This is a genomic window from Microcoleus vaginatus PCC 9802 (genome assembly GCA_022701275.1).
GTDB lineage: Bacteria > Cyanobacteriota > Cyanobacteriia > Cyanobacteriales > Microcoleaceae > Microcoleus > Microcoleus vaginatus_A.
The window spans coordinates 2,291,225-2,313,803 of sequence record CP031740.1 but is presented as its reverse complement, the minus strand read 5'-3'; the positions used below and the strand labels follow the sequence as shown (position 1 = coordinate 2,313,803).

At 46.5% G+C, this 22,579-nt stretch carries 10 protein-coding genes and 1 pseudogene; 8 read left to right on the top strand and 3 right to left on the bottom strand.

Features of this window, described 5'->3' with window-relative positions:
* Positions 1–66: 66 nt before the first annotated feature.
* From D0A34_09490 to D0A34_09460, 7 genes and pseudogenes are all read left to right on the top strand, one after another.
* Positions 67–564 (top strand): HNH endonuclease, encoded by a 498-nt coding sequence (locus D0A34_09490; protein ID UNU19070.1) that lies wholly within the window; start codon positions 67–69, stop codon positions 562–564.
* 235 nt (positions 565–799) lie between these two features.
* On the top strand, positions 800–2,074 hold the full coding sequence (locus D0A34_09485; protein ID UNU19069.1) for a bifunctional oligoribonuclease/PAP phosphatase NrnA: 1,275 nt from the start codon (positions 800–802) through the stop codon (positions 2,072–2,074).
* Between the two features lie 871 nt (positions 2,075–2,945).
* Positions 2,946–6,596, top strand: a complete 3,651-nt coding sequence (locus tag D0A34_09480; protein ID UNU19068.1) for a diguanylate cyclase — start codon at positions 2,946–2,948, stop codon at positions 6,594–6,596.
* 70 nt (positions 6,597–6,666) lie between these two features.
* Complete coding sequence (gene sixA, locus D0A34_09475) at positions 6,667–7,161, top strand: phosphohistidine phosphatase SixA (GenBank protein ID UNU22233.1); 495 nt, start codon at positions 6,667–6,669, stop codon at positions 7,159–7,161.
* A 236-nt stretch (positions 7,162–7,397) separates the two neighbouring features.
* The gene (locus D0A34_09470; GenBank protein UNU19067.1) at positions 7,398–8,543 is read left to right on the top strand and encodes a citrate synthase; all 1,146 of its coding nucleotides are present in this window, start codon (positions 7,398–7,400) and stop codon (positions 8,541–8,543) included.
* 376 nt (positions 8,544–8,919) lie between these two features.
* Complete coding sequence (locus tag D0A34_09465) at positions 8,920–12,435, top strand: hypothetical protein (protein ID UNU19066.1); 3,516 nt, start codon at positions 8,920–8,922, stop codon at positions 12,433–12,435.
* Positions 12,425–13,492: pseudogene (locus tag D0A34_09460) on the top strand (hypothetical protein). Before D0A34_09465 ends, D0A34_09460 begins: the two are co-directional and overlap by 11 nt.
* A gap of 226 nt (positions 13,493–13,718) precedes the next feature.
* Here the strand turns inward: D0A34_09460 and D0A34_09455 are convergent.
* From D0A34_09455 to D0A34_09445, 3 genes are all read right to left on the bottom strand, one after another.
* Positions 13,719–15,833, bottom strand: coding sequence for a TIGR00300 family protein (locus D0A34_09455; protein ID UNU19065.1), 2,115 nt, complete (start codon positions 15,831–15,833; stop codon positions 13,719–13,721).
* A 377-nt stretch (positions 15,834–16,210) separates the two neighbouring features.
* The gene (locus D0A34_09450) at positions 16,211–19,363 is read right to left on the bottom strand and encodes a PAS domain S-box protein (protein ID UNU19064.1); all 3,153 of its coding nucleotides are present in this window, start codon (positions 19,361–19,363) and stop codon (positions 16,211–16,213) included.
* 571 nt (positions 19,364–19,934) lie between these two features.
* Positions 19,935–20,873 (bottom strand): glycosyltransferase, encoded by a 939-nt coding sequence (locus D0A34_09445; protein UNU19063.1) that lies wholly within the window; start codon positions 20,871–20,873, stop codon positions 19,935–19,937.
* Positions 20,874–21,181: 308 nt separating this feature from the next.
* Here D0A34_09445 and D0A34_09440 point away from each other — a divergent pair, with 308 nt between their 5' ends.
* Positions 21,182–22,390 (top strand): argininosuccinate synthase, encoded by a 1,209-nt coding sequence (locus D0A34_09440; protein UNU19062.1) that lies wholly within the window; start codon positions 21,182–21,184, stop codon positions 22,388–22,390.
* Positions 22,391–22,579: the final 189 nt, after the last annotated feature.

The window sequence follows — 22,579 nt, the reverse complement described above, 5'->3', positions numbered from 1 at the left end:
AGGCCGTCCCACCTAAAGGGGAACCTGTGTTAACATCGAAAAAAATATTCTCTTTAATAATCAACAATGGGCAATGTTCTGGTGCTGAACGCCTCCTACGAACCCCTTAACATCACCAATTGGCGAAGGGCGGTAGTTTTGTTGCTGAAAGGAAAAGCAGAACAGGTTGAACACAACGGGAAATTTATTGCGCCAAACTTCCCGCTACCAACTGTGATCCGACTCCGCCATTATGTCCGAGTTCCCTATAAGGATATTCCGCTGACCCGCCGGAACATCTTGCACCGGGATGCACACTCTTGTCAATACTGTAGTTACACGGGGGACGATTTAACTCTCGATCATGTAATTCCCCGATCGCGCGGAGGAGGCGACAGTTGGGAAAACCTCGTCACCGCCTGCGTGCGCTGCAATGTCAATAAAGGCAGCCGCACCCCGAAAGAAGCGGGAATGTCGCTGCGCTATCCGCCTAGGAAACCTCACAGCGGTCTTTATTTTGAAGTCACTAAACACGTTAAGAGCGGTATGCACAAAGAATGGCAAAAATATGTAATAGGCCTTTAAAACCCCTGTCAGCGCAAGCGCGGGGGTTTTTTGCAGGAGTTGTTAGTTATGAGATTGCTTCGTTCCTGGCAACACACACTCTCTGCATGAATTAAAAAATTAAAGAGAGAATTTACGCTCTTAAATCCGGTTTCTCGTCAGAAGTATTGGCTTTGACAACGAGGCATCTACAAAGAAACCGGGTTTAAGATAGAATGTCGCGCACATCCTGAAATAGTTAAGTTAATTTTTAATGATGAAAGACCACGCCCTTACCAATTCCGATGGAACATCTGGCAACCGCGAAGGTGAACTTGATACCAGCAGCGAGGTTGTACCCGCAGTGAGTGCGCCTGGGAAACGGCGCAGCAAAGCCGAAGTTGCTTCCCAAGAGAATCGTGGCCGTCTCCGCGAGGAATTGCACGATCGCAAAGTCGAGCAATTGCGCCAAATGTTCGATCGGCACAAAGGCACTCGCCAGTTAATCTTGCTGCAAGATTTTCCAGACCCCGACGCCCTTTCAAGCGCTTGGACTTACAAATTAATCGCCGAACAGTACGATATCCAATGCGAGATTATCTACGCCGGCGCCCTCAGCCACCAAGAAAATATTGCCTTAGTTAAATTGACAGGGTTGCCGTTGCAGCGCTGGACGGTGGAAACACTAAAAACTAAGGATTTGTCCGCGTATCAGGGCTGTGCTTTCATCGACAACCAAGGGACGACTTGTAACTTAACCGAGTTTATTTTAGCGGCTGGAGTTCCGATCGCCTCCGTCATCGACCACCACAATCTGCAGGGGGAAATGAACGCAGAATTTACCGATTTGCGCCCTCAAATCCGCGCTACAGCCACGATTTTTGCCGAGTATTTACAGTCTGGACTTTTAGCTCTAGACGCCAGCGTCAGTCTGCACATCAAGTGCGCTACAGCTTTGATGCACGGTTTGCGATCGGATACGATCGCCCTCAGACAAGCTCAGGAGGAGGACTTTTTGGCTGCGGCTTATTTGAGCCGGTTTTACGACCCGCAGTTGCTGAATGCCGTGTTACAGTCGTCTCGTTCTAAGTGGGTGATGGACGCGATCGAGCGATCGCTCAAACACCGCACCGTCCAGAACAATTTTTCGATCGCCGGCATCGGCTACCTCCGCTATGACGATCGGGATTCTATTCCCCAAGCGGCGGACTTTTTAGTAACAGAGGAGAACGTACATACAGCCGTTGTTTACGGAATTGTTCACGACAAAGATGAGGAGATTGAAGTAGTAATTGGGTCGCTGCGGACTAATAAACTCACTCTCGACCCCGACGAATTCATTAAAGAAGCCTTCGGACAAGATGCTCAAGGACGCTTTTTTGGCGGTGGCAGAAGTCAAGCAGGAGGTTTTGAAATTCCGGTGGGATTTCTTTCGGGCGGGAATGAGAATAGCGATTATGCAAGGCACAAATGGGAAGTATTCGATGCTCAGATCAAGCAAAAGTTGCTTAAATTAATTAGTCCTAAAGACAATCCTGTTTACGATCATTAACTCGGGAGTTTGTAGATGCGGTCTTGATTCCAACAACAGTCTGGAAATGCGATGCTGGGTTCGGCCTCCGGTTGCTACCAGGTTTTGCCATGTTTTTTCTACTGAAGGGCAAAATCTCAACTTGATCATCAGTCCTGCCGGCACTTCAACTCTCCTCAACCGGGTTTTTTCACTCTTATTGAGGGTGGGAACTCACCCCCCAGCGCACCTCTTTCATGAACAGGCTTTCCGGCCGGTTCCAAAAAAATTAAATTTTCTTGTGGGTAGTAGGGGTCTGGCAGGAGAACCCGCGCATAAAAAGCTTAGTGAAAATGGTGTAAGATGTCAGTTTGAACGAAGTAAGGGGGTTAAAAAATCCGGTTGAGTTCTCCAGGACTAACACTAATAAATTTTATCCCCATTTTCCAAAAGTACACACCCAAAAAACCTAGTTTTTTAAATATTGTCAAGGGATGCAACGAAGTATTTTAGTGAAAAAGCTGGTGTTGGGAAAAATTTAGTTGGCTCTAGTTTACTAAAATTCAAAACATAATTATTCAATTATAAAACTTCTACAGGGTTAATTTTTAGATATTTGATTATAAATTCGCTAACTCAATCATAATTTGTTAGAGTTGGTGCAGGAGGTTTCCGATCATAATTATAAAAGAAACGGCGTAGAAAAGGCAAAACAAATACAGGAGAGTTTAGATTATGGGCTAAATTCTAAAAAACAAGGAGTTGTAGTATTACCAAATTTTTTAACACAAGTCAAGTAGTGTTTTTTGATAAATCCAACAACAGACTTTTAGGATTTAAAAAAATATTATATTTATTTATTTGTTGCGGGCTAGAATAGTAACAAATAGCTTAAAAAAAAAGGAACACGGAGATGTCTACAAAACAGACTTTCTCTTGGTCGTTAGAGAAAATCCTAGAAAAAAATTCTGAAATTGCACTTCAAATCAACGATTTCGGGGAGCTGGAGACAATTTTGCAATGTGCGCTAGAAGAAACCAGGGTGCTGCTGGAAACCGATCGCCTGATTATTTATCGCTTCCTACCAAAAGGAAATGGCGTAGTATGGGCTGAATCGGTTGATGCCCAGTGGCCGCGAATCCTAGGAAAACTGATTTATGCTCCTTGCTTGGAAGCTACCTGGGTAGAGCGTTACAGCCAGGGACAAACGAGCAGCATTTCTGATATTCCCAGCGGTCATCTTCAAGCTTGTTATGTAGAATTGCTCGAGCGCCTCCAAGTTCAGGCAAATTTAGTTGCGCCAATCTTGCTAGATGGCAAACAGCAGCAATCTCCGAAGCTTTGGGGACTGTTGATTGCTCATCACTGCCGAAGTCCGCGTCAGTGGGAACCTCTCGACGTTCAGATCCTGCAACAGGTTGCAATGCACATCGGGTTGAGGATGCGGCACTTGGAATTTCACCGCCCGGTGCTGGGGCCAAATCAACCGCCGGAACTCGAAACAGAACCGAATCAAACTGATCCCAATACAGAAAGCGCGCCAAGAGTCAATCATCATCAAAATTGTCTACAACCAGAGTTTGCCTGTTCCCTGAGCGGGGATATTGTCCACCTCAAAGCCTTTGACTTGTTGCAAAACCCGATCTGGATATTTGATATTGAGCATTGGCAAATCCGGTGGGCCAACCAAGCATCCTTGTACCTGTGGGATGCTTCCACGCGCCAGCAACTCGCGAGCCACAACTTTAGGGATATGTTGTCAGAGTTTAGTCGGATTCGCTTGCAGAGCTATCTGCAGCAGTTTGAGCAAGGCCAAACCTTGTCCGAGCAGTGGACGTTTTATCCGGGCGGTCAGCCTGTTTCTGTCGGCTGTCGGTGCTCTGGGATCAGGATGGATAGCGGGGGTTTGGCAATCCTGGTCGAGGGTACGGTCAAAACCGCTCATCAAATCGAGCCGGAAACCCTGCGATCGATCGAGGCACTCCGACACACGACACTGATGGTTTCGCTGTACACCCTCGAAGGTGTGCCACTGCTGCAAAACCCGGCGGCGTTGCGCTGTTACGGGGAGGCGCTGCACCCGGGATCTGCGACAGATAATGCTTTTGTGAGCCGCTTTGTTGACTCTCAGGTAGGAGAGCGAGCAATGGCAGTTCTTAAGTCCGGTGAGGTATTTAGCACGGAGGCTCAAGTGATTACTGTGGCGGGAATGCGCTGGCATAGGATGGACGTGCGGTGTACCGACGACCCGGTAACAGGCAACCCGATGTTGCTCGTGAACGAAAAGGACATTACCGACCGCCAGCACACAGAAACAGCCCTGCAAAAGAGTCAAACCCGGTTGTCAGAAGCCCAGCGGGTGGCCCACATCGGTAACTGGGAATGGGACGTAATTACGGGTAAAATTACCTGGTCTCCCGAACTCTTTGAGATTGTGGGACGCGACAGCGCCCTAGGCGAACCTACTTATGAAGAAAACCTGCGGCTTTACCATCCCGCAAGTGCCAAACACCTACACCTGGTAGTTCAACGAGCACTCACTCACGGGCAGCCTTATCTATTGCGCCTCAGAATCGTGCGCCCGAATGGTTCTCTCCGCCATACCGAAGCTAGAGGGCAAGCCCAACTCAATGCAGAGGGAAAAGTCATTCGGTTGTTTGGTACATTTCAAGACATTACGGATCTTGTCCAAGCAGAAACAGAACTCAGAGAATTGAGTACAGCTCTTGCTAATGCCGTTGAGGGCATCTCGCGGCTGGATATTTTCGGACGGTACATCACCGTTAATCAAGCCTACGCGAATATAGCAGGTTATCAGCCTGAAGAAATGGTTGGTATGAATTGGCAGAAAACAGTTTATCCCGAAGACTGCGACAGGATGATGGCGGCTTATCAAAAAATGCTAGCCGAGGGTCGAGTGGAGGTTGAGGCCCGGGGTATCAGGAAAGATGGCTCGATCTTTTACAAGCAGGTGGTGCTGTTGGCAGCCTACGACTCGCAGGAGCGATCGATCGGACATCACTGCTTTATGAAGGATATCACCGCTCGCAAGCAAGCAGAAGCATTATTACAGCAAGAGTTCCAGCGTCGGGCTGTGGTGATTGCCACCCAACAGGAAATCGCCATCCGCAATCCTAACCTGGATGCAGTGATGGCGGTGATTACAGAGAGGACTCAAGATTTGACCCGCGCCGATGGAGCGGTGATTGAAATGGTTGAAGGGGATGAATTGGTGTATCGGGCAGCCAGCGGTATCGTCACCCCGTATGTTGGATTACGGCTCAAAGTAGGGACAAGTTTATCGGGAAAATGTATTGCGACCGGCCAAATCATGCTTTGCGAGGATTCAGAAACCGATGAACGGGTGGATCGGGCTGCCTGTGGGCGCATTGGTCTGCGGTCAATGGTGGTTGTTCCCTTGTTCTATCAGGACGATCGGGTTGGCGTCTTAAAAGTTGTTTCAGCTACACCCTGTGCCTTTACAGAGTCAGATATTCATACCTTACAACTGATGGCCGGGTTTCTGGCAAGCAGCCTGCATCTGGCTTCAGAGTTTGATGCCAAAAACATTCTCCTGAGTCAATTACAGGAAAGTGAGGAACGCTACCGTTCTGTGATTACTAGCATGACAGAAGGTGTCGTACTCCAGCTAGCAAACGGACAAATTACTGCGTGTAATGCTAGTGCCGAAAGAATTCTCGGACTGACCCCCGAGCAAATGATGGGGCGCACATCCGTAGATTTAGACTGGCGAATCGTTCGGGAGGATGGCCAACCGTTCCCGGGCCAACAGCATCCGGCAATCCTCACCCTACGCACGGGACAAGGGCGATCGAATGTGGTGATGGGCATTCACAAATCGGATAAAACGCTGACTTGGATTTCGATTAATTCTCAACCGCTGTTCCATCTCAATCAGTCTCAACCCTATGCAGTAGTGACGACTTTTGCTGATATTACAGAACGCAAGCGGGCAGATGAGATGCTAAGACACCGGGCGGAACGAGAAAGATTAATTGCTACGACAGATGGGTTAACACAAGTAGCAAACCGCCGCTGTTTTGATGAGCGATTGCAGTCGGAATGGCATCGGCTGATGCTGCAGGGCAAACAACAGCTTTCGTTGATTATGTTGGATGTAGATTATTTCAAGCGATATAACGATTGCTACGGACATCAAGCTGGGGATACTTGTTTGGTGAAAGTCGCCAAAGCCGCAGCAGCCGCGGTTAAGCGTTCCACCGATTTGTTTGTGCGGTATGGGGGCGAAGAATTTGCTGCTATCCTGCCGAGTACGGATGCTGCAGGGGCGATCGCGGTTGCTGAGTCGATGCGTCAGGCAATCCGCCATTTGGCAATTCCTCACGAGCAATCTGATGTGAGCGCGATCGTGACTGTTAGCATGGGAATTGCGACTGTGATTCCCTGCTTGGGAACTTCACCGGATGAACTCGTTGCCTTCGCCGATCGAGCATTGTACGATGCGAAACGACAAGGGCGCGATCGCTACGCCTCTAACGCAAACCCGATGAGGGCGGAAGATTTCAATGCAGTTGTAGAATAGGCAAAAGATGTCGATCGCGCCAAACTTCACGCATAAGTTCGATCGCACAGCTATCAAAAGGACAGCGACAGTGCATTTATATCTGATCCGTCACGGTATCGCAGCCGAACCCGAAGAATATGATACAGACTCAGAACGCCCGCTGACTAAAGAGGGCGAGCGTAAAACCCGGAAAATCGCCCAGCGGCTGTACGAGCTCGAAATTCAGTTTGACTTGATTCTCACCAGTCCCCTACTGCGGGCGCAGCAAACCGCCCAAATCCTGCAAACAGTCGGTTTGAGTTCCAAAATAGAAGAATCCGCCACCCTCGCACCTTCAGGAGACATCGGAAACTGGTTGGAGTGGTACAAACAGTGGCAGGAAATAGGTAGCCGCAGCTTGGCCCTAGTGGGCCACCAACCAGACTTAGGTCACTGGGCAGAAAATTTGCTTTGGGCTCGATCGCAAGATGCCCTGATTCTCAAGAAAGCAGGGATCATCGGCTTAATCGTCCCCGAAACAGGCTCCCCAGTGGGCCGCAGCCAAATGTTTTGGCTAACTGCGCCCAAGTTTTTGCTCCCCTAGAAACAGCGAACCGCCCCGACATTAACAGGACGCGCCAGCCCTCTTAAAACCGCATTCTGGGACGGCGAAACCGGGTTTGAGGGGCGACGACAATACGCAGCGGTGCGATCGGGCTGTCTGTTGAAAAACCCGGTTTCTGAACCCCAATTAAATGATTATTTGTCAACACTGTGACACTATCTTCGTTTCTGGTAATGTACTTTTAGTAGATTGAACTCACACAAAACGGTATCGCAATGGTCGTCGGCGAATTCAAACCAGGTTTAGAAGGTGTTCCCGCCACCTTGTCCAGCATTAGCTACGTCGATGGACAAAAAGGGTTGCTGGAATATCGCGGGATTAGCATCGAGGAACTGGCACTGAAAAGCTCCTTTCTCGAAACTTCATATTTATTAATCTGGGGGGTACTTCCGACAAAGGAAGAACTCGAAGCTTTCGAGCATGAAATTCGTTATCACCGCCGGATCAAATATCGCATCCGGGACATGATGAAATGCTTTCCAGAAAGAGGACATCCCATGGACGCCCTGCAAGCTTCAGCGGCCGCCTTGGGCTTGTTTTACTCCCGCAGAGCTCTGGCTAACCCAGCATACATTCGAGAAGCTGTAGTGCGGCTGCTAGCTAAGATTCCCACAATGGTAGCAGCGTTCCAGCAAATGCGACGGGGAAATGACCCGGTGCGACCGAGGGATGACTTGGACTACTCGGCTAACTTTCTTTATATGCTCAACGAGCAAGAACCAGATCCGCTGTTAGCTAGAATTTTTGACACTTGTCTGACTCTCCACGCTGAACATACAATTAATGCCTCTACATTTTCGGCAATGGTAACAGCTTCGACGCTGACAGACCCTTACGGAGTGATTGCTTCAGCAGTTGGCACTTTGGCGGGGCCGCTGCACGGGGGAGCTAATGAAGAAGTGATTGATATGTTGGAGCAAATTGGTTCGGTACAAAACGTGCGGGCTTTTGTCGAGAAGAGCGTTGCAAATAAGGACAAAATCATGGGTTTCGGTCACCGAGTTTACAAGGTGAAAGATCCGAGAGCAACTATTCTTCAGAGGTTAGCAGAACAGTTGTTTGAGAACTTCGGTCACGACGATTATTACGACATTGCTGTCGAGTTGGAAGAAGTGGTTGAGGAGAAATTGGGTCACAAAGGAATTTATGCAAATGTAGATTTCTATTCGGGTCTGGTTTACCGAAAAATGGGAATTCCGATCGACTTATTTACACCGGTTTTTGCGATCGCCCGCGTTGCTGGCTGGTTGGCCCACTGGAAGGAACAGCTAGAGGCAAACCGCATTTACCGCCCGACTCAAATATATACGGGGACTCACGGTGCTCCTTATATTCCGATCGAGGACAGACTCCCATCCTAAAGCAAAATTATCAACCCAGATCTGAAAATGGCGAGAAGAATTGTTTTGCTTTCATGAAGTGTTGAATTAAAAATTGCTTTCGCCTTCGGAGTCAGGAAGCAATCTCTGTCTGCCACAAGCTTCCGTGCTGGGTTACACCCCTCTTGTATGGTGTGCTGTTTGTTGGCGACAATAGTAAGAAGTGACGATTTTCAGGAACTCCGGTCCTCAGGCTTGCGGGTCTGAGGTTTTTTATTGCAATATTACGAATAGCTTTCGGTAGGTTGCTGCGCGCGCACCCTACTTGTATTTACGCTTCGCTTGTATAGTATTAGGTACAAAGTTAAGATGCGCGATCGCATTTAAATTCCTCCCGCTTTTAGTCGTCAGAACATCTATGGCTTACAGCAACAGCGAAATTGAGGGCAAGTCTTTCTACCAATCCGAACCCTTGATCGCCCGCTTGAGAGGGATTATCCGAGATTATCCCGAAGGCGTTGGCATTATCAAAGAGTTGATCCAAAATGCTGACGACGCTAAAGCAACGCGGGTAGAAATTACTCTTGATTGGCGCCACCATCCGGTCAAACAATTGCCTGACGATCGTATGGTAGTGCTAATGGGGCCGGCGATGTTAGTCTACAACGATCGCGTATTTGCAGATAAAGATTTTGAGAGTATTCGCAGTCTGGGACAAAGCGAAAAAGCACGAGATTTGCAGAAAACGGGTAGATTTGGCGTCGGGTTTAATGCAATATATCACGTTACAGATTATCCGAGTTTCGTATCGCGCGATCGCATCATCTTTTTTGATCCTCACGGTGCAGCTATTGCCGGCACTTCCCGACAAGAACCCGGACGCGAGTGGAATTTAGCAGACGCTAAATGGTACGAACAATATCCCGATTTTATGCAAGTCTACGCAGCGGGAGGATTGCCATTAGGAGATACAAATTTTCAAGGCACTTTGTTTCGGTTGCCCTTGAGAACCGCAGAACACGCTAAAAATAGCGAAATTCGCAAACAAGCTTTTACCGAATCCAACGTCAAGGAACTACTAGACGCACTGATTAATTCAGGTGAAGAACTGCTGCTATTCCTGAAATCTGTTCAGGAAATTAGAGTTTACGAAATCCCCGCCAACAGTCAAGAAACTCGGCAAGAAATTCTGGCGATTGTTACGAAGAACCAGCAAGAAGTACGAGAAGCGCGGCAACAACTCCTTGATGCAATTCCCAAGACAGCAGACAAATTGCTGGAATTGTGCCACAATAATCCAGCGGGTTTAATATCAGTTTCTTACCGCCACGAGATTGAAACAATTAGCGGGAATCGGAATACCAAATCAACTTGGAGAACAGTAAGTTTAATTCGCACAGATGAAGGCGGCGAGTTGGCAAAAGTCATAAAAGCAATGTACGAAAGCCAAGAAAAAGTCTTGCCTTGGGCGGGCGCTGCTGCTAGGATTAATGCTGTTAGTACCGAGGAAAACCTTCAACCTGTGGGCGGAAAAGTTTACTGTTTTTTGCCACTTCCCCTGGAAACAGGGCTACCGGTTCACATCAACGGTTTTTTTAATTTAAATAGTTCGCGGGACAACCTCAGCAGCGACAGCGGACAAACGGGAAAAGACCGACCGAGATCGATTTGGAACCAACTACTCGCGCAGCACGTTTTGTCCCACGCTTATGCTAACTTAATTGTTGATTTAGTGCAAGATATCGGCAGGTATCAGACAGAGGAATTTTATAAATTTTGGCCTGTTAGCAAAATTACTGTCAGCAAAGTTCTAGAAGAACTGCCCCGCTTTGTAATCGAGTTATTATATCATAAAAAAGTTGTGCGATCCGCTGTAGAACACGCTGTAACTGAACGTGTATTCAGCGTGGTAGTGATGTCGCAAACAAGATGGGTGACGCCTCCGACAATCAGAAATCTACCTTCTAAAAAGTTGTGGGACGAATTATTAGAACCGCTGCGCGCCGACAATATCGACATTCCTGAACCGCCATTGCCCGAGTCAATTTTGGGAGTTTTCAAAGATGCAGGTTTGCCATTGCAAACATTCACTGCCGCGAACTTGCGAAAGCACTTAACCGAAAATAAACAGCTAGGCGTGCCTTTGCAAAATGCACCGAAACCCAGCTTGCAAAATAGACAGTGGATTGCGAATATGCTCCGCTATTGCATCAGCGACAACAACCGAAATTTGCGCGGTTTGCCGTTAGCTATTCTCGCTAATAATACTCTACAAGTCTTTGGTTACAACCCGATAGGAACTGTTTACATTTCAGAGTATACACCAAGGCAGATATTTGCCAATCATCTAGAATGGTTTTTACACGGAGATTTAACCAATGTATTGCCTCCACATAACATGATTGGCGTTTCCGAGATGAATGCCGCAGAAGTAGCGAAGAAATTGGTTCACGTAATTGGTTCAACGCAGTCAGAATGTGATTGGCAAGCTGATGCACCACATCCACCAAATGCAGAGTGGCTGACTCTCGTATACAATTATTTTTTCAATATCTCACCCAGATATCTGCCGCAAGAAACAATCGATGAATTGAAGAAAGTTCCGCTGGTTCCGGGAAATGATGGGAAGCTTTACAAAGGAGGAAAACTTGACACTCCTTTGTTGGGCGGCGATAATATTGCAGCGGAAATGATGGAAGCTGTACAGTATTTTGGGGTGACGCTTGTCAAAGCACCAGTAAAACTTGAAAGTGCGATCGCACAATTTGCCCAACGACACAAAAATCAGTTAATTTCGTTTGTCGTTGGCCCAGATGTCCTAGATACAGTATCTTCGCGCTACGCCCGAGGTTTGCCACCCTACCACCAAAAGCATTATACATCTCTCCTCAATTTCCTGGCAAATTCAGAGCCAATAGATTACAACCAAGATAGCCTCAATAAGCTGCGTCAACTTCCAATTTACCCCACAACTTCCAACGAAATAGTTTCCCTCAACGATGAAAATGTCTACCTTCCTGGCGGCGGATACGAACCGCCAGAAATTGCAGGTACGTTGAGGCTTTTACGCCTAGAAAAAAATCGGGAATGGCTGCGGCTATTCCAACTTTTGCAAGTTCCGGTACTGAATCGCGCTAGACTAATTCGCGAGTGCTTGTTGCCTGAGTATGCGTCATTTGCCCCGGAAGAACAATTAACGGCGCTGGCCTGGATTCGAGATCATCTGAGTGAAGCTTGCAAAGAACTAGAAAAGGGAGGAGAGGATGCTTCCTCATTCAAGGAAGAGCTTAAAAAGGCGCGTTTGGTACGCTGTAGCGATCGCAGATTACGCTCTGCCGAATTAATTTACACTCCTGAAAATCAAGTAATCCGCAACATTGTCGGAAATTTAGCAGCTATTCCCGACATGGAATTTTATTCGCAGGATGAGCTACTCTGGCTCGATTTTTTCGAGGGTTTGGGTATGCGAAGAACCTTGAGTGCAGATGACATTGTAGCTGCTGTTGACAATCTAATTCAAACCGCAAATCGTTCAGGTGCAGTTGCAGTAACCGATGCTTGCATTGCTGTTTTTAACTACATCGTTGATAATGATAATTGGGATGAACTAAAACATACGAAAATTGCCAATACCAACAAAACACTGGCTGAAACACTCGCAGATAAGCCTTGGGTTCCTGTCGAGCAAAATCCTCAAAAGTTAAGCCAATACCCCGGCGCGGCGATACCTGAACCGAGGCTGTATCGCGCTAAAGATGTCTGTTTCATTCAAGATGTTCGCTTAGTTGCTAGCCAAAAATTTTTATTTGCACGCCCTGAGTGCGACTTGCTGAAGCCCGAAATCAGAACTGCACTTGGTTTTGAGCCTGTAGATACCACTACAGTTATCGACCACTTTGATACACTAATCAAAACTTGGGAAAATGACAGTTGAAATCAGGACATCCGACAATCTAAACGCACATTTACAATCAGTAAAGGCAATTTACAAGTATCTCGATGATACTTTCATCAAAGGCAGTATTTCCAGCGAACAACGCCAGCTAATTCAAAAGCGCTTTGCTCACCGTCAATGTCTGTGGGATGAGTCTAGGGGTAAGTTTTGGCGGCCAAAACACGCTTTTTTGGATGACGTGCCTTTTTTCGGCAACCGCCGCACAACTATAGCGGTTTCTCATCCATTTTCCGAAGTCTATCAGCTTTTAGGACAAGGGATATCGCCTGTTGTGCAGGATTACCTAGATTTTCTCGAAGAATTAGCAGCAGAGTACAGCAACACACCTTTAAACGCAGCAGATAAAAACTCTGCGATCGAGGTCATCGGTCGTCTAGAATCTCAACAGTCATTAGAAGGCTGCACAGTTAAAAACCCACCGATACTTACTGCTAACATCACACTTGCTCCCGCCTGTGAAGTTCTCATCCCGGACGCACCTTGGCGCAAAGATTACATTGATCCCAAACAGATACTGCACCAGCAAATCTCCCCAAAATTTGCCAAAGCTGCGGGAAGTCTTTCTTTATTAAAAGATGTGATTGAACGTCCGACGACGGTAAAAAATGCTCTAAATGCTAAAAGTAATGATTGGTGTCTAGAATGGCAAAATACGCTAAATTCCCCAGAATTTCTATCTGGTTTAAAGCGGCTGATTTTCCACGAGCGCGACTGTGAACTAATCCTCGATATCATCTGGATTACAAAGGCTAAAGTTTCGCCAGCTAGTCAAATTCATGTAGATTTATTCTGGAAGGGTGAAACCCAAATCGCGGCATCTATACCGGGGACTCAATACTTTGATGAGTTGAATAAAATATTTCATATTATCAGTAGCAGTAGCAGATACATTATGCTCTGCTATTTAGCCGAGAGTATTAATGCTCGACTCGGCGAATATGCAGTGCAAAATCTGCTGCCGCTAGCAAGCATTCTGGATGCTGAGCCGAACAATATTAATGCTTTGCTAAATGAGTTGCGAATTAGGTCTTTACCGGGCGATTTGTCTGGCGTCACCGCCCCTAATTTAGAAATTACATCCTCTGCGGGAGAAAACGGCGATCGAAAGGGCAATCGCTCAATTTATTGGGGCGCATTTTGAGCGATGATAATGAGCATTATTATCGGCTCTGTAAGGTACGCAATGCGTACCCTACCAGCCTCTATTCTTCAGTGCGCGCAGGCGGACTTCGTTTGTATAGACGCGGTTTCAACCGCCGAATCTAAACAGATTGAGTTACATGATGGCGGCTAGTCAATTTATCCAATTGATTCACCAACAAACTCAGGAACAATCCCACATCGGTAACAACTCCAGTAGATTCGATCGAACCCCGATCGCTCAATTTCGTCACCACCGCCGGATTAATGTCCACACACACCATCTTCACACCAGCCGGCGTCATATTTCCCACACCAATTGAGTGCAGCATAGACGACAGCATTAACACCATATCCGCACCGCGCAGCAGTTCGGTATATTCTTCTTGAGCCTTAACTAAATCCATTTGCGTGTCGGGAAGTGGCCCGTCATCGCGGATCGAACCGGCCAGAGAAAACGGTATATTGTTCTTCACACACTCATACATCACACCGTTAGTAACCAGGCCTGCTTCAACAGCTTTTGCAATACTCCCGTAACGTCGCACAGTGTTAATTATTTTCAAGTGATGTCGGTGTCCGCCACGCACAGCAACACCGCGTTTCATGTCAACCCCTAAAGAGGTTCCCATATTCGATTGTTCCATGTCGTGAACTGCGATCGCATTTCCACCTAAAAGCGCTTGTACGTAACCTTCACGAATTAAGTGCGCTAAATGTTCGCCACCGCCAGTGTGGATAACAACAGGCCCCGCCGTAACTACAACTTTGCCACCGCGATCGCGAATTTGGCGCAATTCCCACGCTACTTGTTCCACTACCAATTCTACACGGCGCTCGCTAGAAACGCTGCCGGACATAAAGCTAAATTCTTGAGAATTGCGCTGTTCCCGCGATTCTGTTTTGCGGATGGTGCGGATACCGACTACATCTACAACGACTTTTTCTCCTACTTTTAAATCGCGCAATAATTTGCATTTAGCCACTGGGCCCTCAGCAGTTTCAGTAATAGCTACTGCTCCATCCATCCGCTGATTTTGTACCTTCACCCACTGGTTATTTACCCGCACTTCCGTGGGATAAATCGTACTCACATAAAAGTCGTCCGGGCCGACGCCATCTTGCACTACCGGTTCTAAAATAGCGTCGCAAATCTCTTGCGGCGGAGGAACTGCACCCAAGTCAATCAGCATTCCCATGATTTCTTCCATCACATCGTGGGAAGGAGCCGAAACTTTAACGTCCGCAGATGAGGTGCTTTGCCGCTGCTCTCCTAAATTGAAATTGAGCACTTGGAAACTGCCGCCGTTTTCGATAATTAAGTCTAAAGCGCGGCTGATTAAACCGGCATCGAGCAGGTGGCCGTCCATGCGAATGGTGCGACTTTCTACCATCACGTTTGCCGATCGATCTTCTTGCACCGGTTCCGTTACCCGCAGCGTCAGACACTTACAGGCGCCGCCCGCTTTCAGAAATTCGGTCATTGGCGTTTCAATTACTTGAAAACCGGCCTTAGTAATGCGCGTTTTCAAGGCTTCGCTCACCTTGTTCATTACCACAACTTTGTCAATATTGACGGCATTGCAGGCAAAATTGGCGGCATCTGCTTCTTCAATGGCAATGCGTTTTTCCGGGGCAACTCGCATTTCAATTAAGCGGTTGGAATACGAGTCAAATGCTGCTGGATAGTAGAGCAAATAGCCGCCTGTTAGGGGACAAAAACAAGTGTCTAGGTGATAGAAACGTTCGTCCACTAAACGCAGCGAAAGCACTTCAATGTTGAGCCATTTTGCTAGTAACGGGTGCGAGTCGAGTTCGGAACGGAAGCCGTATCCGGCCCACAACCAGCGTCCTTCGCGATCGAGCAAAGCATCGCCAGCGCCCTCAAACGGCAAGTCTTTCGGGAGTTCATGCACGGTGAAACCTTTGCTTTCAAACCATGCTTTGAAATAGGGTTCTTCGCCTTGGCGCTCTTTGTGATAGAAACGGCTGAGGACGAAGGTATTGCCTACAAGTAAGCCTGCGTTGGCGGTGAAAACCATATCCGGCCAGCCTTTTTCGGGCGGTACGAGGTCTACCACAGCGTTGTCTTTGAGGACGTGGTAAAGTTTTTCCCACTGTTCGACGGCGCGATCGCGCGATGATTTGTGGACATTTCCCTCCATCCACGGATTAATCACGTAATCCACATCGTAGTGGTCGGGAGCACACATGAGGAAGCGAATTGAGTCAGTCATAATTCAGTTAAAATGTGGTAGACGCTACAGCAGACGTATGTTGACAGAGTTTGTATAATAGTAACTGTAATATTCACTACTAATTTTAGCAGCGCAACGTCTGGAGCCTCAAAAGGCTAACTTTTTATTATATCATGTTTAAGATGAGATTACACTAAATGACAGATTGTTCGCAGGAAATACTGGAGAAAATGTCAGGTTATGACGCACTCTAAAATAGGTTCTGAGAGACGATTAATATGCTCTCCGTTGAATTGCCCCCACTCTTACGGTCGGGGCGGGTTTAGGCTCATCTCTGGCTTATATTATAGATGGTTGGTGAACCGGCCGCTACAAGAATTCTGGTTAATTTACCGCACCTGATTTAACAGCTTATCCTAACTTTTAACTTTCACCTTTTGCGAAATCGGTAGTTCGATCGCAAATTCTGTTCCCCGGCCAACTTCTGAATGACACTCCAACTTACCGCCGTGCCTGTCTTTAACAATTTGGTAACTAATCGATAACCCCAAACCAGTGCCGCTGCCGATCGGTTTGGTAGTAAAAAACGGGTCAAAGATCCTTGACTGAACTTCGGGACGGATACCGGGCCCGGTGTCAGAAATCCGCACACACACTTGATTTTCTCCGCTGAGTTCAGTAACAATGCGAATCTGCTTAACTTTGCAAGTACAGTTTGCTGATGACTCTTCCACAGCGTCGATCGCATTCAACAATAAATTCATAAATACCTGGTTTAATTGAGCCGGATAACACTCGACTTTTGGCAGTGTGCCGTAATTTTTAATAAGTTGAATTTCCCCCCGTTTGGGCTGTGACTGCAATCGGTGCTGCAAAATCACCAAAGTGCTCTCTATCCCTTCATGAATGTCTATTACTTTGCGAGCTGTTTCATCGAGTCTCGAAAAGTTTCGCAAAGACAGCACTATCTGCTTAATCCGGTTAGCACCTTCTTGCATTGAAGCCATGATTTTCGGAAAATCGTCAGCGATAAAATCCACCTCGACTTCTGCCAATTCTTGGGCTATTTCAGGAACTGGTTCAGGATAGTATTGCTGGTATAGCTGGAGCAATTTTACTAAATCGCAAGCGTACTGTTTGGCGGGAAGAATATTGCCGTAGATGAAGTTGACAGGGTTATTAATTTCGTGGGCAACTCCCGCTACCATTTGCCCGATACTTGACATTTTTTCGGATTGAATGAGCTGGGATTGAGCATTTTTTAAGTATTCCAGAGTTTGTTCTAACTGTTGCGCTTTTTCCCGTTCTCGCAGTTCGCTAAGCAGCAAATCTGCTTCGGCTTGTTTGCGATCGCTAATATCGGTATGCGTGCCCGTCATCCGCACAGGATTTCCCGAAGCGTCGCGTTCCATCACCTTCGCTTGACTCAAAATCCACTTCCACTCGCCGGATTTTGTCAGCATCCGAAATTCCTTTTCGTAAGTGGGTTCTTTGCCTTCTAGGTGAGCATTTAGCGCTGCTTTAACCGAACGCCAATCCTCTGGATGTACCAGTTCCTCCCACGATGCGATATTATTTTCTATTTCCTCTACTTCATATCCTAGCATCGTTTTCCACCGCGAATTAAAATAGACTTCGGCCGTGACAAGATTCCAATCCCACAATCCCATCGCACTGCCTTCAAATGCCAGCTCAAAACGTTCTTCACTAAGAAGCAAAGCAGCTTCGGCTTGTTTGCGATCGCTAATATCCATTACTGTTCCCAGAAGTTTGATTACTTCCCCGGTTTCGTTAAAAACAGCTTCTCCCCTTCCTTCCACGTATATGATTTGACGGCTAGGATGAAAAAATCGGAACTCTCTTTTGTAGGAAATGCCTTGTGAGATAGTGAGAGTGACAGTTTTTTGAAACAAGTGTCTGTCCTCGGGATGACACATCTTTAAAAGTTGGGCAGATGTCGGTTCAGTTGCGGTTGAGTCAAGACCAAAAATGCGGAATACTTCTTCTGACCAAGTAATTTTATGGGTGACTAAATCCAATTCCCAACTGCCGATATGGGCAATTTTCTGGGCTGCTGCTAGACTAGCTTCGCTGTGTTGAAGTTTAAGTCGCTGTTGTTTATCTTGTTCGAGAAGATTGGCTTGAGCGATCGCAATTCCCATCTGTGCCGCCACAGCCTTCAATAATCTGATCTCATCCTGCGTCCAGTGACGCGGGCTATCGTACTGGTGCAAGCATATCATTCCGTTGGCTTTTCCCTGGTAGGAAGTGCGGATGGATATCATCGACTTCAAACCTATTTGACCGCACAAATCTCTGACATTTTCTAGCAGGGGTTCGGAAAAAACATCGTCACAAACTACCGCTTGATCTTGGGACAATAAAAACTGAAGGTGAGGATTGCCCTGTACGGGAATTTCTAAATCTAAAAGCGATTTTGCTGCGTCTTTTCTGTACTCAGCGACATTAAAAATTCGGGGAGCTGGGCTTTCTGTGTAGGTGTGAATCAAGCAGGAATCGGCGTTAAAAATTCGACCTATCTGGGCCGTTGCTGTTTGAAAAACTTGATCGGGATTTAAGCTGTAGCGGATTTCGAGAGTAATTGTTTCTAACAGAAATCTTTGCTTGATTTGCCGTTCCAAAGCAGCTAAAGCTGTTTTAAGTTCGAGTTCTGCTTGTTTGCGATCGCTAATTTCAGCAGCAGTTCCCAGAATTTTCCAAGGTTTGCCCTGCGCTGTTCTGGCAAACACGCTCTCCCGGCTGCAAAACCACCGATATTCACCATTTTTGTGCTGTATCCGGTATTCAAAATCAAAGCTTTCGCCATCTTTTGCTGTCTCAATTTTTTTTCTTTGTTCTAAGAATCCAGGGATATCGTCAGGGTGTATTAACTTAGGAATAAATGTGGCTGCCATCTCCTGTATTTCTTCAAAGGTGTAGCCAATATCGCTATAGATTTCGCGGTTGACGTAGAGACTTCTCTCTTCTATCACATCGTAAACGTACAATAAATTAGGATTCGTTTTAATTACTGCCGACAGCCAGTGCTGGCTTTCTCTTAGTTGTGCTTCGATCCGCTTGCGTTCTTCTATTTCAGCTTCTAGCAGCGCATTTTTTGCTAAAATTTCCTTAGAAAGCCGACTGAGCAGCAGTTGATTTTCGACGCGAGCCACGACTTCATCTATTTCAAACGGTTTAGTAATGTAGTCTACCGCCCCCAGCGAAAAAGCTTTGACTTTATCAAAAACTTCATTTAAAGAGCTGATAAAAATCACAGGAATATCTTTCGTTTTCGGAGACGCTTTTAACTGTTCGCAGACTTGATAGCCATCCATACCGGGCATCATGATGTCCAGCAAAATCAAATCCGGTGGACTCGATAGAGCAAAGTTGAGAGCCAATTTGCCATCTCGTGTCGGCCGCACTTTATATCCCCGCTTAGACAAAAGCCGGGATACAAGTCGCAAGCTTTCTGGATTGTCGTCCACCATTAAAATATTTTCTTGTAAAGCAGTGTTTGGAAGTCTAATTGTTTCTCGTCTTGGATTTTTCTCATCAGTTGTATTCACAGCCGACCCTCAAATTATTCAAATTTTTTATGTGGGAATACTTGTAAGTCCTTAACCGTTTGTAGCTAACACTTTCAGGTAAATCAGCACAACTCTTGGGTATATAGCACACTCCTAAATTATCTATAATTATATCAAAAATAAGAATAGTTGGAAAATGTCGGGAAATGTAATTATCGCAGCCCATCAAGAAAGCAGCCGAGATTCCTCAAATCACAGGCTCAGCAAGCAACTTTGATTAAAGGTAAAATTTTTACAAGATCTAGAACCGGGTTTCGCCTGCCTTTACCTGGTGGCTCGCTATTATGTTTTCTAAGTAAATATCCTTAGTGGAAATGACAATTAAAACACCCCCTAATCAGTGGTGTCAACTTAAGACTAAAATCCTTTGTTTCTCTGGTTTGTATCCAAGCCTTGAGTCCGGCAAATCCCCTTTCTTAAGCAAGGCTAGGAGAATTTAGGCATAAGTGTCAACCAGTATACCGTTACTACATTTGAGCTTAAGTTGACACCAATGGGCCCTGAACCACTCCTACAATATCTTATATTTTATTTGCAGCGTCCGGCTGATTTATGGTATCTTTGTCTCGACCTGCAATTTCCCACAAGCGGCGTACACGGCTTTCACGTTATACCAATTCAGAAAAATTCGCGCAATTTCTAAAGCTAACTGCGGCTTACCTTGGTCAATCAACCACTGCAAAAAAGGAGTCATCGTTCGCTCGTTCAGCATCCCACCTAATGATAAAAATCCCCACAGGATTTGGTGCAAAACAGTCATTTGAATCATCATCCGCACTTCCCAACTTGGGTGTTTTTGATAAAACAAAACTCCCATTCTCCCACGCTGAATTTCTCGATCAATCATGCCCGGAATTTGCTCTAAACTAAAAGGTGGATGCCAGTGATAGCCCACAGCAGCCGGACATTTAATCAATTTTAAACCTAATTTTTTCAACCTAACACCCAATTCTAAATCTTCCCATCCGTACAGTTGAAAGCGAGTGTCAAACAGTCCAGCAGCCAGTAGCCAGTGGCGCGCGATCGCCACATTTCCCGTAGCAAAATAAGCCGCCGAAAAATCGGTGATTTTGTAAGGCTCTGAGGTAGGATTATCGAAATTACAAGTATTAATCACACTGCCGTAAGTAAAAACAGCATCAGTATCTTTGTAACCCTGTAGTAAAGCATCGGCGTGTGCTTGCAAAAAATGCTCTGTTACCACCAAATCGCTGTCAATAAAAATAATCGTATCGCCCTTAGCATCTTCAACGCCCAAATTCCGGGCCGCCGCCGGGCCCTGGTGAGATTGACAGATCGATCGTACATGAGGCAACAAGTCGGCATCTGCAGCCAACCACTCCAGCGTCCCGTCCGTCGATCCGTCGTCCACCACAATTACTTCATAGTCTCTAACAATCTCACCGAACTGCTGATTTTCCAAAGCCAGTAGACATTTGGCCAAAATCGGTTTACGATTGTACGTCGGAATCACAACACTAAAAAACACGGTTTTTCCCCATCTCCACAGTTACCGTATCCCACGGTAGCAGATTTTTCGCAGCAACTCCGCAGGGAAATAGCAAAGTTTAGCAAAAAAAGAATATATAAATCTGTACTATTTCTGACAAGAATCGATCTCAATTAGGTGCATAATGAAAAGTCGGTTAAACCTCACATTAGGCACCATTCTCAAGAACAGGCAAGATGCCTGTTCCACAAAAATAATATTTTTTTGTGGGGTGGGCATCTTGCCCGCCCTGAAAAGCTTAGTGACAAGGGTGCAAGATGTCAGTTAAATTCAGGATGTAAATAGCAATGAGTCGCGCTAAAAAAGTTGTGCTAGCATATTCGGGCGGAGTCGATACCTCCGTCTGCATTCCTTACCTCAAAAATGAGTGGGGTGTGGAAGAGGTAATTACTCTGGCTGCGGATTTGGGACAGGGAGACGAATTAGAACCGATCCGCAAAAAAGCTTTAGCATCCGGTGCTTCGGAATCTTTAGTTATTGATGCTACCGAGGAATTTGTCAAAGACTATGCGTTTCCAGCGATTCAAGCTAACGCACTTTACGAAAACCGTTATCCCCTTTCGACTGCCCTGGCTCGCCCGCTGATTGCTAAATTGTTAGTAGAAGCTGCGGAAAAATACGGTGCAGATGCGATCGCCCACGGTTGCACAGGTAAAGGAAACGATCAGGTACGGTTCGATGTGTCGATCGGCGCGCTCAACCCCAAGATTAAGATTTTAGCACCTGCGCGGGAGTGGAAAATGAGCCGCGAGGAAACGATCGCATACGGCGAGAAATGTGGCATTCCGTCCCCGGTGAAAAAGTCTTCCCCTTACAGTATCGATCGCAACTTATTGGGAATGGCAATTGAAGCCGGAATCCTCGAAGATCCGTGGGCGGAACCGCCGGAAGAGGTGTATTTGATGACAAAGGCGATCGAACAAACTCCCGACACACCCGAATACATAGAAATCGGTTTCGATTGCGGAAATCCTGTCACTTTGAACGGCAACAATTTATCACCAGTCGCCCTAATTTCCCAACTAAACGAAATAGTTGGAAACCACGGAGTCGGCCGGATTGACATGATTGAAAACCGCTTAGTCGGGATTAAATCGCGGGAAATTTATGAAACACCAGCGATTTTAGTTTTGATGCAGGCGCACCGAGACTTAGAAAGTTTGACGTTGACAGCAGATGTGACGCGGTACAAGCGAGGCATCGAAGAAACCTACAGCCAAATGATTTACAACGGCCTTTGGTACAATCCTTTGAAAACCGCTTTAGACGCATTTATTCAGGACACGCAAAAGCGAGTAACTGGAACCGTGCGGCTCAAACTATTCAAAGGAAATGCGACAATTGTTGGCCGCAAATCTGAAAATTCCCTGTACAGTTTCGACTTAGCCACCTACGGCGCAGAGGACGAATTCGATCACAAAGCTGCCGAAGGATTTGTCTATGTTTGGGGGCTACCAACCCGCATTTGGTCGGAGAAAAATAGAGGTTACAAATAGGAGCGAATTAGGGTTAAAAACCTGATGTTAAGCCGCCGAATCGAATTCGGATTAAAAATTCGATCTTAACCCGCCGAATCGAATTGGCGGCTACACAAACAAAGTCCACCTTCGCGGAATTAGAGTAGGGTGTGCACAGCACACCTTATTTGCCGCAATCGCCCAACCTCTGCCAATTGCCTAAGTTAT